The 13163-nt window shown below is 44.8% G+C and carries 16 protein-coding genes and 1 other annotated feature; all 16 genes read right to left on the reverse strand.

The window, feature by feature from the left end; all coding sequences use genetic code 11:
- Window positions 1-18 precede the first annotated feature (18 nt).
- The 16 genes from obgE to LCY76_RS15110 all read right to left on the reverse strand — a co-directional run bounded on the left by obgE (window position 19) and on the right by LCY76_RS15110 (window position 13046).
- Window positions 19-1302 (reverse strand): GTPase ObgE, encoded by a 1284-nt coding sequence (obgE, locus tag LCY76_RS15035; RefSeq protein WP_248253288.1) that lies wholly within the window; start codon window positions 1300-1302, stop codon window positions 19-21.
- Window positions 1303-1329: 27 nt separating this feature from the next.
- Window positions 1330-1872 carry a Spo0B C-terminal domain-containing protein gene (locus LCY76_RS15040; RefSeq protein ID WP_248253289.1) on the reverse strand — a complete coding sequence of 181 codons (543 nt, stop codon included), beginning with the start codon at window positions 1870-1872 and terminating at the stop codon, window positions 1330-1332.
- Window positions 1873-2001: 129 nt separating this feature from the next.
- Window positions 2002-2292, reverse strand: coding sequence for a 50S ribosomal protein L27 (gene rpmA / locus LCY76_RS15045; protein WP_053357703.1), 291 nt, complete (start codon window positions 2290-2292; stop codon window positions 2002-2004).
- Between the two features lie 41 nt (window positions 2293-2333).
- Window positions 2334-2672, reverse strand: a complete 339-nt coding sequence (locus tag LCY76_RS15050; RefSeq protein ID WP_248253290.1) for a ribosomal-processing cysteine protease Prp — start codon at window positions 2670-2672, stop codon at window positions 2334-2336.
- A gap of 5 nt (window positions 2673-2677) precedes the next feature.
- The gene (rplU, locus tag LCY76_RS15055) at window positions 2678-2986 is read right to left on the reverse strand and encodes a 50S ribosomal protein L21 (protein WP_053357701.1); all 309 of its coding nucleotides are present in this window, start codon (window positions 2984-2986) and stop codon (window positions 2678-2680) included.
- 13 nt (window positions 2987-2999) lie between these two features.
- Window positions 3000-3073 (reverse strand) — a sequence feature (ribosomal protein L21 leader region).
- 52 nt (window positions 3074-3125) lie between these two features.
- Window positions 3126-4613: an Rne/Rng family ribonuclease gene (locus tag LCY76_RS15060; RefSeq protein WP_248253291.1), complete on the reverse strand. Its 1488-nt coding sequence runs from the start codon at window positions 4611-4613 to the stop codon at window positions 3126-3128.
- Between the two features lie 36 nt (window positions 4614-4649).
- The gene (locus LCY76_RS15065; RefSeq protein ID WP_248253292.1) at window positions 4650-5510 is read right to left on the reverse strand and encodes a M50 family metallopeptidase; all 861 of its coding nucleotides are present in this window, start codon (window positions 5508-5510) and stop codon (window positions 4650-4652) included.
- Window positions 5503-6249, reverse strand: coding sequence for a M23 family metallopeptidase (locus tag LCY76_RS15070; protein ID WP_248253293.1), 747 nt, complete (start codon window positions 6247-6249; stop codon window positions 5503-5505). Before LCY76_RS15070 ends, LCY76_RS15065 begins: the two co-directional genes overlap by 8 nt.
- A gap of 161 nt (window positions 6250-6410) precedes the next feature.
- Complete coding sequence (gene minD, locus LCY76_RS15075; RefSeq protein ID WP_053357697.1) at window positions 6411-7205, reverse strand: septum site-determining protein MinD; 795 nt, start codon at window positions 7203-7205, stop codon at window positions 6411-6413.
- Window positions 7206-7224: 19 nt separating this feature from the next.
- Window positions 7225-7899: a septum site-determining protein MinC gene (minC, locus tag LCY76_RS15080; protein ID WP_248253294.1), complete on the reverse strand. Its 675-nt coding sequence runs from the start codon at window positions 7897-7899 to the stop codon at window positions 7225-7227.
- Between the two features lie 65 nt (window positions 7900-7964).
- Entirely contained in the window at window positions 7965-8483 is a 519-nt protein-coding gene (gene mreD, locus LCY76_RS15085; RefSeq protein ID WP_091004189.1) for a rod shape-determining protein MreD, read from the reverse strand.
- Window positions 8483-9358: a rod shape-determining protein MreC gene (gene mreC, locus LCY76_RS15090; protein ID WP_248253295.1), complete on the reverse strand. Its 876-nt coding sequence runs from the start codon at window positions 9356-9358 to the stop codon at window positions 8483-8485. Before mreC ends, mreD begins: the two co-directional genes overlap by 1 nt.
- Window positions 9359-9373: 15 nt before the next feature.
- Window positions 9374-10414, reverse strand: a complete 1041-nt coding sequence (locus LCY76_RS15095; RefSeq protein ID WP_248253296.1) for a rod shape-determining protein — start codon at window positions 10412-10414, stop codon at window positions 9374-9376.
- Window positions 10415-10485: 71 nt separating this feature from the next.
- Window positions 10486-11157 (reverse strand): RadC family protein, encoded by a 672-nt coding sequence (radC, locus tag LCY76_RS15100; protein ID WP_248254691.1) that lies wholly within the window; start codon window positions 11155-11157, stop codon window positions 10486-10488.
- Window positions 11158-11189: 32 nt separating this feature from the next.
- On the reverse strand, window positions 11190-11777 hold the full coding sequence (locus LCY76_RS15105; RefSeq protein ID WP_248253297.1) for a Maf family protein: 588 nt from the start codon (window positions 11775-11777) through the stop codon (window positions 11190-11192).
- A 249-nt stretch (window positions 11778-12026) separates the two neighbouring features.
- Window positions 12027-13046, reverse strand: a complete 1020-nt coding sequence (locus tag LCY76_RS15110) for a hypothetical protein (RefSeq protein WP_248253298.1) — start codon at window positions 13044-13046, stop codon at window positions 12027-12029.
- Window positions 13047-13163 lie beyond the last annotated feature (117 nt).

Raw genomic sequence — 13163 nt, forward strand, 5'->3', positions numbered from 1 at the left:
ACTGCCCTCAAGCGCAGCCTATTCGATAAATTCAAATTCATATTTCAAGATTCGGATGGTATCCCCGTGTTCCGCACCTTTTTCACGAAGCGCTTCGTCCACACCCATGGAACGCATCTGGCGTGCAAACCGTTTTACCGACTCGTCTCTTGTAAAGTCTGTCATTTTGAATAGTTTTTCGATCTTTGGTCCGTTGATGATAAATGTACCAGCAGAATCCCGTGTGATATAAAAACCGGATTCTTCCTTTTCGTGGCGGTACAATACCCGGCTCTCTTCTTTTTCCTCATGGATCAGCGGGAACTCAGGTGTGTTTTCCAGAAGATCAGCTGTTGTGTAAAGGACCTCTTTTAATCCTTGTCTTGTAACTGCTGATATCGGATAAACAGGAATATCCTCAGACAGCCTCTGTTTAAATACTTCCAGGTTTTCTTCCGCACCCGGAATATCCATTTTGTTGGCTACAACAATCTGCGGACGTTCTGTAAGCCTTAAGTTGTACTGCCTTAGCTCTTCATTAATTTTAATGAAGTCCTCGTATGGATCTCTTCCTTCCATGCCGGACATGTCGATCACATGCAGGATAACCCTTGTCCGTTCAATGTGGCGAAGGAACTGATGTCCGAGGCCAACGCCTTCATGCGCGCCTTCGATCAGCCCTGGCAGGTCAGCCATCACAAAGCTTCTGCCGTCATCTACTGCCACTACGCCTAAATTAGGAGTGATGGTCGTAAAGTGGTATTCTGCGATCTTTGGCCTAGCCGCGGATACAACCGAAAGAAGCGTGGATTTCCCTACGCTCGGGAATCCAACAAGCCCAACATCCGCTAGTACCTTTAATTCTAAAACAACTTCTCTTTCTTCACCTGGTTCCCCGTTTTCCGAAAGCTCAGGAGCAGGGTTGGCCGGTGTAGCAAAACGGGTATTTCCCCGTCCTCCCCGTCCGCCTTTGGCAATAACAGCACGCTGTTCATGATGAACAAGGTCTGCTAGTACTTGTCCTGTTTCAGCATCTGTTACGACAGTGCCAGGTGGTACTTTTACGATCATATCTTCTGAATTTTTGCCATGCATGCCTTTGGACATGCCATGTTCACCGCGCTTGGCTTTAAAATGCTTGTTAAAGCGAAAGTCCATTAACGTACGCAGACCCTCTTCTACTTCAAATATAACATTAGCACCTTTACCGCCGTCTCCGCCGGCAGGTCCGCCGTTAGGTACGTATTTTTCACGGCGAAACGCAACCATTCCGTTTCCGCCGTCTCCGGCTTTCACAAAAATTTTGACCTGATCCACGAACATGTTTGCTCGCCTCCTTCTATAATTTCTTTACTGTTTCATCTGTAAAACAAGAAATACTTCATGGGTTTGAATATAGCTTTCGATTACGTCTAATAATTTATGTGCTGAAATGACATCCTTCAGCTCCGACTCAAATTCCTCTGTATTATGTATACTGCCCGTTAAGCGAAACATAAAAGCGGAAGGATGCTGTTGGTTTGAGATCGTGAAAACGAGCCGATTTTCAGCCAGCGGATCAACCGAGCGGTTCATGACCGCAAAAAGAGACTGGCAAGCCTCAAGGAGGACCTTCTCAGCCTTTGAGAGGTCTCTCGCCTCACCGGCAACTTCCGTTTCAAGTACAATGGGGTGTTTCAGCCAGTTGAAAGTTATGAGGTACTCCGCCAATTCAGGAACTTTCAAATTCATGAGGTTTGATTCGTGCCTGGAAATAAGAATGATTTCCTCGATAATCTCCTTTGCCCGTTCGGTCCGGCCCATAGATAGGTTTGCCTTAATAAGCTGGAGCTGATTGAGCCAGTCATGGCGGGCATGCCTTAATAATTCTAACGTTGACCAATCTTTACCCATATTTGCACTCCTGTTTGAATAGTTAAATAGCCATTTCCTCTGCTTCACTGGTATTAGACCCAAAAGCCTGTTAATAAATACCCATTTACAAAAGAAAAAGCTCTAACCAACCCGGTTAGAGCTATCTTCTTACGCTTCGTTTGCGATTGGGTATACACTTACTTGTTTGCGGTCACGTCCAAGACGCTCAAAACGAACAACTCCGTCCACTTTCGCAAAAAGAGTGTCATCTCCGCCACGGCCAACGTTCATCCCAGGATAGATTTTTGTACCGCGCTGACGGTAAAGAATAGATCCGCCTGATACCATTTGACCATCCGCTCTCTTAGCACCAAGGCGCTTTGATTGGGAATCACGACCGTTCTTTGTGCTACCTACTCCCTTTTTGGAAGCAAAGTATTGAAGGTTTAATTTTAGCATTCGTCCCACCTCCTCATTCGGTGTTTTGCAGCAAACCAAGACTACACTTGTTTTTCCTGCAATGAAATAAATCGACCATAGTCGTTTTCGATTGTTTTTAAGGAAACAACCATACCTTCCAGAAGAAGCTGCACTTTTTCATGGATATGGTCTTCGAGATGATCCGGAGCACGGAAAACCAGGTAGCCTCCATCCTGTTGTGTTTCCACATCAGTTGTAATGCTGCACAGGACTTCCACCGCATTGATCGCTCCAAAGGAGACGGCTGATGCACCGGCACAGACAAGATCTTGTCCATAAGGGCCGGAATCGGCATGTCCACTCATTGAAAACGAACGAATGTGATGCTGTTCATCTCTGTAGATGGTTACCTTAATCATTGGAATTAACCGTTGATTTTGTCGATAACTACTTTAGTGTAAGGCTGACGGTGACCTTGTTTACGACGGTAGTTCTTTTTCGCTTTGAACTTGTAAACGACCACTTTTTGGCCTCGGCCATGTTTTTCAACTTTACCTGTTACAGTCACTCCATCAAGCAAAGGAGCTCCTACTTTCAGGCTGTCTCCACCAACCATAAGAACATCCTCGAATGTTACAGTATCGCCAGCTTCCACATCAAGCTTTTCAACATAGATCACTTGACCTTCTTCAACTCTTACTTGTTTGCCACCAGTTTGAATAATTGCGTACATCACGTGCACCTCCTTGTAAACTCAGACTCGCCATCACAGGTGCTTATGTAAGCTTGAAAACCTGTTCCTGAGCGGTTGGAGCGGGTGCTCCAATAAACTAACAGAAGAATCATACCATGTTATGATCTGCCATGTCAATTTATCTTTTCATTCTTTCTACAATTTCATTAATCGGCCCGATATGGCGGATAGCATAGGATGGGATGGAATCATGGCCGCTTTCACTTATATAAATCCGATACGAGAGAAGCGCCTCAAGATTTTGAAGATGTTCACTGTTTATCCCTCTTAAATGGCGGGCCACTTCAGGAGTAGCTTCGATCCACAGCGCTTCATCATCCATGTGGCGGTATTCCCGCAGCGCCAGTTCTGCCTGATTGGCAACTGTTCTTGCAGACTGCACCCTGCCTGTGCCCTTACAGACAGAACAAGGCTCGGCCAGTACATGGAACAGTTGCCTTTTCTCTTTTTTGCGAGTCATTTCAAATACGCCCATTCGAGTAAATCCGTGAACCACGGTAGTTGTTCCATCGAGAGCAAGTGCAGCTTTTAAAGCTTCCTCTACACGCTGCTGATCCTCGGGCTCGTTCATCGTAATGAAATCAATGACAATCATGCCGGAAATGTTTCTAAGCCGAAGCTGTTTCGCAATCTCATCAGCTGCTTGAAGGTTCGTTTGAAGAACAGTTTCCCTCCGGCTTGATTTCCCTGTGAATTTATCCGTGTTAACATCAATAACAGACATGGCTTCGGTGTGATCGATCCGCAATGAACCTCCGTTTTTGAGCCAGACATGCGGCCGGAGCGCTTTTTCCCATTGTGCGTCAACTCCGTAATAGGAGAAGATATTCTCCTTCCCGCTGTACAAAATGATATTCTTTTGAAGCAGCGGAAAAGGCTTGGCCAGCCAGATCAGTTTCCTGAATTCCGCTCCGTCATCAATGATGATCTCCGTTTCCTCTTCGTACGCATGGTCACGGATAATCTTATTCAGATAATCACCTTCATCATGCAAAAGAGCAGGAGCTGCCGCTTGTTCCGCCCGTGCCGCCAGATGGCGGTGCCTCTCTACAAGTCCGTCGAACTCCGCTTGTATATCTTCTTCCGATTGTCCCGTGCATGCGGTACGAAAAATCACGCCATCTTCGCCCTTCACAAGAGAATGGCCAAATAGACGCCACTTCTCCTTCTCGTTCCTGCTCATTTTCTTGGATACCCCGATATGTGAAGCGTTCGGAAGGAAAACAAGCCGTGAGCCCGGGATTGCCAGCATCCCGGTCAGCCTCGCTCCCTTTGAATCTGTTTCTTCCTTTATTACCTGGACGATCAGTTCTTCCCCCTCTTTCACGAAAGAACTGATAGATGTCCCTTTTTTATCTTCTGGTGCCATATACGTCTGCTGATAGGAAAGCAGGTCATCACGATGAATGAATCCGTTCTTCTCAGCTCCAATGTCCACAAAGGCCGCCTGCATGCCAGGCAGCACTTTCTTTACCCTGCCTTTATAGATGCTTCCGGGTACAGGCTGATCGGACGAATCATCAACTTGAAGTTCTATCGCTTCATCGAAATCCATGACTGCTGTTCTTTTGATTTGGGTTATAGCATTAATAATAATTTTTTTCACATTACTGACCTCGCTTACGTCACTCATCCTTTTATTTTAACGAAAAAGATGTCCGATTGCACATCTGACCTGATTGGATGAAAAAAACATGTTAAGCACCTGCTTCTCTTCCACGATCCTGTTTGTTTCCGAAGCCTGGATGACGATAAAATGACGAACCCCTTTTCGAAAGAGACTGATGACGTCATAGAGCGCTGCATCCGAGGGAACATGTATGGGCTTTGTCAGCCAGCCCGATCTCCTGTCATCCGCAATCCTCGACATCAAGAAACGAAGGAAGACAAACTGCCGCCTTTTCCACTCGATATAATGAGAGACACCAAGGAAGATCGTCACGAGCCATAGATTTAAATGCAGGGGGTCCCGGGGTAAAAATGAAAAGAACAGGATCAGCATGATGGAGAAAGAGGTTAATAAAAATACAGTATGTGCTTTTTTAAATGGAAAAATGCTGGCTGCAGCGGCAAACATCAGTTTCCCTCCATCAAGTGGCCATACCGGCAGCAGATTAAAAACCAGAAGCGTTACGTTCATTTTAATAAACCACTCAAAGTCCTGAGGATTCCACCAGCCAAGCTGAAATAAGAAAAAAGCGGCCAGCATAAGCCAGAGATGCTGCACAGGTCCCAGCAGTGTAACGATCACTTCTTCACGGAACGGCCGGTTTCCATGTTCCTCTACTTCCGCTACTCCGCCAAACGGAAAAAGTTCGATTTTCTTTACACGCCATTGAAAAAGATGGGCCCCCGCATAATGACCCATCTCATGTATAAAAACTGCCAGAAACAGCAATATGATCTCACGAAAATGCCCGGTGATGATGGAGAGCCCAATAATTAGCCAAAAAAGAGGGTTAATCTTTACTTTGCTGAAAAATTGAAAAACAGGATTATTCAAAAGGGATCACCTTGCTCGGATCAACAAATGTGTCGCCTTTTTTCAGGGCAAAGTAAAATTTACCTGTTTTTCCGTCCTTATTCGGTGTCACTTTACCAAGGGGTTTTTTGCTTTCCATATAACTGTAGAGCTTTACATCGGGATCAATGCTGTCCAATTCGCCATACCAAGATTCTTCCCCATTGTTGTGCTGGATGACGACGGTATTTCCAAGATCTTTCTTTTTGCCGATAAAAATGACGTATCCTTCTTTTACGGTATCCACGTTCGAGGTTTTTCCCGTCTCCATCATAATGCCTTTTCCGTTCGTTTCAAAGGATTCATACACTCTTCCAGATGCAGGCTGGGCATAATCTTCGTTTTTATTTGCAGATGTTGCATTCTTGGCTGGTTCTATTTGTTTTTCAGGCAATAACGCCAGAGGTTTCCCAAATTGATTCTCGTACCATTTTTTCGCGGCCGCAAACTGAAACTCACTGTGGTACATTTTCTTAATCAAACTCTGCCCTTTTGCCGAAAGCTCACTGTCATTTTTAAATAAAATTCCCGCCCCAAGAAAAAGGCACACGGACATCATGATCTGAAATAAAAAGAACGACCCGTTAAATCGGGGGCCTTTCTTCTTTTCCTCCATTGAAGCTGTACTCCCTGTATACAAGCTGGTTCTGAACGTTTCATTCTCTCCTTGAGCAAGCCTGTCTGCATACCGCCGTCTTATATCATCCGCACTGTTTCTCATCATCCATTCCTCCGCATCATGTTATACCACATCTTATGACTTGTCCGCGGGCCTTATGACAGAGGAAGAAAGGGTCTTTGCCTGAAGAATAAAAAATCCTCCAAGTCCGGGGAAGGGCAGATGGACTGCCTCCCTTTCAATGAAGGAAATTCGGGAATGAATTATCTCATTCCCAGCAACGTTTTAATTTTTGAGAAGAATCCTTTTTCCTCATCAATCGTAGTCAGAGGGACAGATTCTCCAAGAATTCGTCTTGCGATATTCCGATAGGCGATGGACGCTTTGCTATCGGGGTTCATCGCGATCGGTTCACCTTTATTTGCCGCTTTGATGACATTCTCATCATCAACGACCACGCCGATCAGCTCAATGGCAAGGATGGATACAATCTCATCCACATCCAGCATGTCACCGCTTTTAGCCAGGTGGTTTCGTACTCGGTTAACGATCAGTTTAGGAGCTTCCACTTCTTCTTGCTCAAGCAGCCCGATAATACGGTCAGCATCACGAACCGAAGAAATTTCAGGATTCGTCACCACTATGGACTTGTCCGCACCTGCAACTGCATTCTTGAATCCTTGTTCGATACCAGCAGGACAGTCGATGATGACGTAATCATAATCCTGTTTTAATTCTGTAATGATTTTCTTTATCTGTTCCGGTTGAACGGAGCTTTTATCCTTGGTCTGCGCGGCAGGAAGAAGGAATAAACATTCAAACCGTTTATCTTTAATCAGCGCCTGGTGAAGCTTGCAGCGCTCTTCGACGACGTCAACCAGATCATAAATGATTCGATTTTCCAGACCCATTAACACATCCAGATTGCGAAGGCCGATGTCAGTATCAACTAGACATACTTTTTTACCAGAAAGGGCAAGGGACGTACCGATATTCGCAGAAGTCGTAGTTTTACCGACTCCCCCTTTCCCAGAAGTAATGACTATTGCCTCTCCCATGATTCATTCCCCTTTCTTACTATAAACGATTCAAATTGGGCCTGATTCTATGTACTGTACTGATTCGGTCAATCAAAATTTGATTTTCTTCATCAGAAATATAGGCGCATTCCATTTCATGCCCAATTTCCGGATAATGGTCAGGCGCCCGGCTGATCAGATCCGCAATTCTTAGCTGAGTGGGTTTCATGACAGAAGCGGCAATAACCGCTTCACGGTTACCGGATGATCCTCCGTGGGCGATGCCTTTTAACGAACCCATCACAAAAATATTGCCGGTTGCCATAATCGTGCCGCCTGGATTTACATCTCCGATCAGCAAAAGATCCCCCTGAACACTTAACACCTGGCCGGAACGGATGACTTTTGAAACTCTCATGATCTGAGCTTCTTTCTTCATTTCCTCCGCTTCAGCCACCGTAATGACATTGGATTCAAACCGCTTGATGTCCAGGTTCTGCTTTTGTCCGATAATTCCACGCACCAGCTCCGACTGCTGCTCTGATAAATACCGGTTGCCGGTTTTGACAATGACTGAAATAAGCGGTCCATTCAGCAACTGTCCATGGTCGTCGGATAATTTATCATGTAGCTCCTCGACCAGCTGCTCAAATGAGCATAGGTCGTCCAACAGCAGGACAAGACCGTCTTTCGTGCCTTTTATTGTAACATTATGTTGGAGTTTTTGTGCCATTGCCATCGTTCACCTCAACATACTTTCATTCGACAACTTTTTAAATAATCCTCTTTTTATGTCCATTAGTTTTCATGGATGGTTTTCTTCACCTTTTTCAGCAGCTTAACAAACGGATAATAAACGAGAATCGTAAACACAGCGTTCAAGATCAGCGTGGGAAGCAGCCTGTCATAAAAGAAGGAGTCTATACTTGTATCGGCAATACCAATTAAAGAGTTTAATCCATAAACCATAAATTCAAGTCCTGCCACCCCGGCTGCACTTAAAAGTATTGCAACAAAAAAGTTGCTGAAAAGATAGCGGGATAAAACAGAAATAAAGTAAGCCACCAATGCGGTAGAAAACATGTACACACCGATCAGATCTGTATAGATAAGATCAGTAAGAAGCCCAAAGATCATCCCGTACACGATGCCAAACGAAGGTTTAAGATAGCATGACATCAGAATAATCAGGACAAGAGAAAAATGCGGAATCAACAGGAAGCCCCATCCATAATGTTCGGGTGCCAGTACCTGCATGACCGTACTCTCAGCCACAAACGCAATATAGGTAATAAAAGGAAGAAGAATCCTATTCATTATTCTTCCTCCTTTGCTTTAAATTCGTTTTCATCGACTTGAGGCATCGACCGGTCAAGAATCATCACATGATCAAGATCATAAAGATTAGCAGACGGCTTTAAATATGCGGTCTTTGTCAGCCCGTATTCATCCGGCTTTACTTCCTTGACTGTTCCGATCAGCAGCCCGCGCGGAAAGACCTCGCCAAGACCCGATGTAATCACCTTCTGGCCTTTTTTAAGCTTGGCATTTACCGGTATCTTTTTAAACAGCAATGCTTGTTTCTTAGAATCATAGCCTTCAATCATTCCGAAAATACGCTTATTGCTTTCAGCGATAGCGGAAATACGGTTCGTCCTGTCGTTGTCGCTGATCAGCTGTATCGTGGAATGGAAAGCAGATACCTTCGCCACTTTGCCGATGAATCCTTCAGGTGAAACTACAGCCATCTTGGATTTGACACCGTCTCTGTATCCTTTATTCACAAAGATGAATTTGTTCCATCGATCAGGAGAGCGTCCGATGACAGAAGCCTCCCTAATCTTATACTCCGTAAGATCAGCCTCTTTTTCGAGCTGGCTCTTTAAAGATTTGTTTTCCTTTTTCAGTTCCTGCACATCCACAGACAGCTGTGCATATTCATCCAGCTTGGATTTCAGCAGTTTGTTCTCATGATACATATGCTTCATTTCTGTCAGGTTCTCAAAGAAACCCGCTATAGAGTTAGCGGGTTTATAAAACAGCGACTGGCTTATACCAACCGTATCTTTTAAAAATTGTTCCGGCCAGCTTAATTCTTCACGATCTTTCATAGAAAAACCGATCATTGCCACCAAGACTATGATACTCGCAAGAAGAATAATTAGCCGCTTGTTTGAGAAAAATTGTGGCACGATCTAAACACCTACTTAAGCCTTTGTTTTCGAACGAGAAGTAATCCCGGCCTTTGAACGGAAAAGATGCAAGTTTTCAAGTGCGCGTCCTGTTCCTACAGCGACACAGTCCAATGCGTTCTCTGCAACGATGACAGGCATCTTGGTTTCTTCGCTGATCACCTTATCCAGATTACGAAGCAAAGCTCCTCCTCCAGTAAGTACAATTCCGCGGTCCATGATGTCCGCCGCAAGTTCAGGAGGTGTTTTTTCAAGCGTCACTTTTACTGCCTCCATGATGCTGTTTACCGTATCTCTAAGAGCGCTGGAAACTTCTTCCGCCGTAATCGTAATGGTTTTCGGAAGGCCTGTCAATAAATCACGCCCGCGGATGTCCATGTTCTCAATTCCGTCTGCAGAACCGGCAGAACCGATCTCAAGTTTAAGCGTTTCAGCTGTACGCTCACCAATCATCAAGTTGTAGGTTTTCTTAATATATTGAATAATCGCATCGTCCATCTCATCTCCAGCAATACGGATCGATTGGCTCGTTACAATTCCTCCAAGGGAAATGATCGCCACTTCTGTAGTACCGCCGCCGATGTCAACGACCATGCTTCCTGTAGGCTCCCATACCGGAAGATCTGCACCGATCGCTGCTGCGAAAGGCTCTTCGATCGTATACGCTTCACGGGCTCCAGCTTGTTTTGTTGCATCTTCTACAGCACGTTTTTCAACCGCTGTAATTCCAGAAGGAACACAGACCATAACATTTGGTTTTCTAGCAAATACAGAACGGTTCTTCTGTGCCTGCTGAATAAAATACTTCATCATTGTTGCTGTTGTTTCAAAATCCGCAATGACTCCGTCTTTCATTGGACGTACCGCTACGATGTTTCCTGGTGTACGGCCAATCATATTTTTTGCATCGTTCCCTACTGCTTCAATTGACCCTGTATCAGTTCGCAATGCCACTACGGAAGGTTCACGCACAACAACACCCTTACCCTTCACGTAAACAAGAGTGTTAGCAGTCCCTAAATCAATCCCTAAATCTCTTGAAAATCCACCAAACATTTATGTAACTCCTTTCATCAAGCAAAACTCATAAATATGATTATACGCTAACAAAAGCGCAAATGACAATGTTAAACATAACCTTTTTCTTTTAAACTTACATATTTTAAATCGCCGATAATAATGTGGTCCAAAAGCTCAATTCCGAGCATTTTTCCGCATTCTGCTAATCTTTTTGTAACGTCGATGTCTTCCCTGCTCGGAGCGGGGTCACCGCTTGGGTGATTGTGGAAACAAATAATGGAAGCCGCAGACCTTCTGAATCCTTCCTTGAAAACTTCCCTAGGATGGACGATCGATGAATTCAGGCTTCCAATGAAAATCGTTTTCTTGTGGATGATTTGATTTTTTGTATTTAAATAGAGACAGACAAAATGCTCCTGCTGAAGGAAGCGCAGTTCATCCATCATGTATTGAGCCCCATCGTCAGGTGAGCGGATCGCAAACCGTTCGTCAAACGGCAATCGGCTGATGCGCCTTCCCAATTCAATGGCCGCGAGAAGCTCAACGGCTTTCGCATCCCCAATTCCGTGAATTTCTTTCAATTCACCAATCGTTGCGTCTTTCAAAAAACGAAGCCCTTCAAAATGCTGAATGATTCGGTTCGCAAGCTGAATGACAGATTCGTTCTTTGATCCGGTTCTCAATAATATAGCCAGGAGTTCATGGTTCGCCAGGGTTTCCGGCCCGCTGTTGAGCATTCGCTCACGCGGCCGCTCTTGTACAGGATAATCTCGAATCATAAGCGGTGTTTCGCCCACTTACGTATTCCTCCTTAAATGTCATCTTCCTGACTGACTGCGCTGATTCCAAAGCTTTCAAGCTCCCTTACTACTCTGGATACTGGCAATCCCACCACGCTGTAAAAATCTCCGGCGATCGACTGGACGAGCCTTGCGCCCAATCCCTGGATCCCATAACTGCCGGCTTTATCAAACGGTTCTCCGCTGTTCACATAATATTCGATCTCTGCTTCTGAAAGTTCCCAAAACGTTACGTCTGTAGAAACTGAAAACAAACGTTCTACACCTTCGGACAGAATGCAGACACCTGTATACACAGTATGGGTCCGGCCTGAGAGCGAACGGAGAGCAGCAAAGGCTTCTTCCCTCCCCGCCGGTTTTCCCAATACGGTACCATTGTTCACAACAATCGTATCTGCACCAAGCACCACATGTTCTGAGTGCAGCCCAAATACATCTTCCGCTTTTTGCCTGGCAAGCGAACAAACAAGCTCTTCAGGTGACAATGAGGGATCCATGACCTCTTGAATAGTACTTGGAATAACTTCGTACGAGAGAAGGTTCATTGAAAGAAGTTCTTTTCTTCGAGGTGAAGAAGAGGCTAGTATGAGGCGTTTCATATAATCACCCTTTTAATTAGCGGTTCACTAAAACCGTCTAACTTCAAGAGAGATTGAATTAAGCATATCAAAATCTCCAAAGTTAGACAATAAGTAATCCGTTTATCATGATTGTTCTATTAATTTTTCGCCAAACCTTGTCTGTTTATGTCTTGATTTAACATTTTATTTTAAAATTTGTCGGATTTCTTTTATATGGAAAACACAAATGAAGCAAGGCAGGTCCACCCCGCTTTGCTTCATTATAGGCTATTTTAAGGTTTCAAGGAGCTTTGTATAGGACACAAAGCAGTCGAGCACAGATTGCTGCAGCGGCCAGTCAGCTTCGTCGGACCGGTTTGCCGTCAGCTTGGTTAACGCCCGGGAAATATCCTTCTCATAGTTTTTAACAGCCTTTTCCTGTTTGGCTGGCCATTGTTCATGCTGCTTATCGCCGTATGCTTTCCATCCTTCATAATCTTTCATGATCGAATCTTTCGCTTTCTTGCTGAGCGACGGCACCTGGGAAAGGGTAATCACATTCTGCAGGAGTATCTTGCCGTTCACGATAAATGGTTCATCCATCTTGTGCGGGATTTTCAAGTTCGTATAGGAAGCATCGAGCTGTTTCGGCCACACTTCCACTCCTTTAAGCCTATAAACATCCGCCAGTGTTTGGGCCTCTTCTTTTTTATTGCCGAGCCCGATGAGGACAGAATAGTTTGCCCCTTGTTTGTAAACAGCCGCTGCATATCCTTGATCTTTAATGCTCTCGCTTATTCCCCTCGCTTTTTTCTCTGTGGAAAAGAGTCCATTCTGAGCGGCATGAAAGTCCATGGAGATATTTGAAATTGTTGCCGGAGCCTGTGCTTTGGAGCTTGCATTGCCAGGTTGGGCAGCCACTGCCTGGCTCTGGGTCGATGCCGTTTCACCGGTAAAAAGCATAAGGATAATGGCTCCAAACGTGCAGCCTGTTACAATCGCAGCAAGGACTGCCGTCATGAATTTTTTTGAGAACAGACTGGTGTTCCTTTTATGATCCATGAGTATCATTCTGCGTTTGGACCACTTTTTCCGTAACGTCGACGGGCGAGGAACGGTGGAAATTACTTTTTTGAAATCAAGCACTTTGCCGGCGCCTTCCGAATCAATAATCTCCCACCCTGCTGCTTCTTCCGGATAGACAGCCGCCGCGATTTCCTTCGTCGAAGTCTCCTGCTCTTTCTGCACTTCTTTATAGGCAGTGGCTTTGCCGTTGATCAATACCGTGATCGGCTTTTGGTCCTTCATAACATCCGCTCCTTTGTTCTATCATCTAGTAAACATGGTATGCAGATCACCCATTTCATAGAACTAAAAGAATGTAAATTACTAGAATAGAAAGGAAAAGGACAAAGCACTCCAAAG

Source organism: Fictibacillus marinisediminis, from assembly GCF_023149135.1.
In the GTDB taxonomy this organism is placed as follows: domain Bacteria; phylum Bacillota; class Bacilli; order Bacillales; family Fictibacillaceae; genus Fictibacillus_C; species Fictibacillus_C marinisediminis.

Coding starts and splice junctions, on each gene's coding strand:
- rpmA (WP_053357703.1), bottom strand. CDS start 2,292: ATGCTAAAATTAAACCTTCAATACTTTGCTTCCAAAAAGGGAGTAGGT.
- obgE (WP_248253288.1), bottom strand. CDS start 1,302: ATGTTCGTGGATCAGGTCAAAATTTTTGTGAAAGCCGGAGACGGCGGA.
- minC (WP_248253294.1), bottom strand. CDS start 7,899: ATGGCACAAAAACTCCAACATAATGTTACAATAAAAGGCACGAAAGAC.
- LCY76_RS15050 (WP_248253290.1), bottom strand. CDS start 2,672: ATGATTAAGGTAACCATCTACAGAGATGAACAGCATCACATTCGTTCG.
- radC (WP_248254691.1), bottom strand. CDS start 11,157: ATGATTCGAGATTATCCTGTACAAGAGCGGCCGCGTGAGCGAATGCTC.
- rplU (WP_053357701.1), bottom strand. CDS start 2,986: ATGTACGCAATTATTCAAACTGGTGGCAAACAAGTAAGAGTTGAAGAA.
- LCY76_RS15105 (WP_248253297.1), bottom strand. CDS start 11,777: ATGAAACGCCTCATACTAGCCTCTTCTTCACCTCGAAGAAAAGAACTT.
- LCY76_RS15110 (WP_248253298.1), bottom strand. CDS start 13,046: ATGAAGGACCAAAAGCCGATCACGGTATTGATCAACGGCAAAGCCACT.
- minD (WP_053357697.1), bottom strand. CDS start 7,205: ATGGGAGAGGCAATAGTCATTACTTCTGGGAAAGGGGGAGTCGGTAAA.
- mreD (WP_091004189.1), bottom strand. CDS start 8,483: ATGAATAGGATTCTTCTTCCTTTTATTACCTATATTGCGTTTGTGGCT.
- LCY76_RS15070 (WP_248253293.1), bottom strand. CDS start 6,249: ATGAGAAACAGTGCGGATGATATAAGACGGCGGTATGCAGACAGGCTT.
- LCY76_RS15095 (WP_248253296.1), bottom strand. CDS start 10,414: ATGTTTGGTGGATTTTCAAGAGATTTAGGGATTGATTTAGGGACTGCT.
- LCY76_RS15040 (WP_248253289.1), bottom strand. CDS start 1,872: ATGGGTAAAGATTGGTCAACGTTAGAATTATTAAGGCATGCCCGCCAT.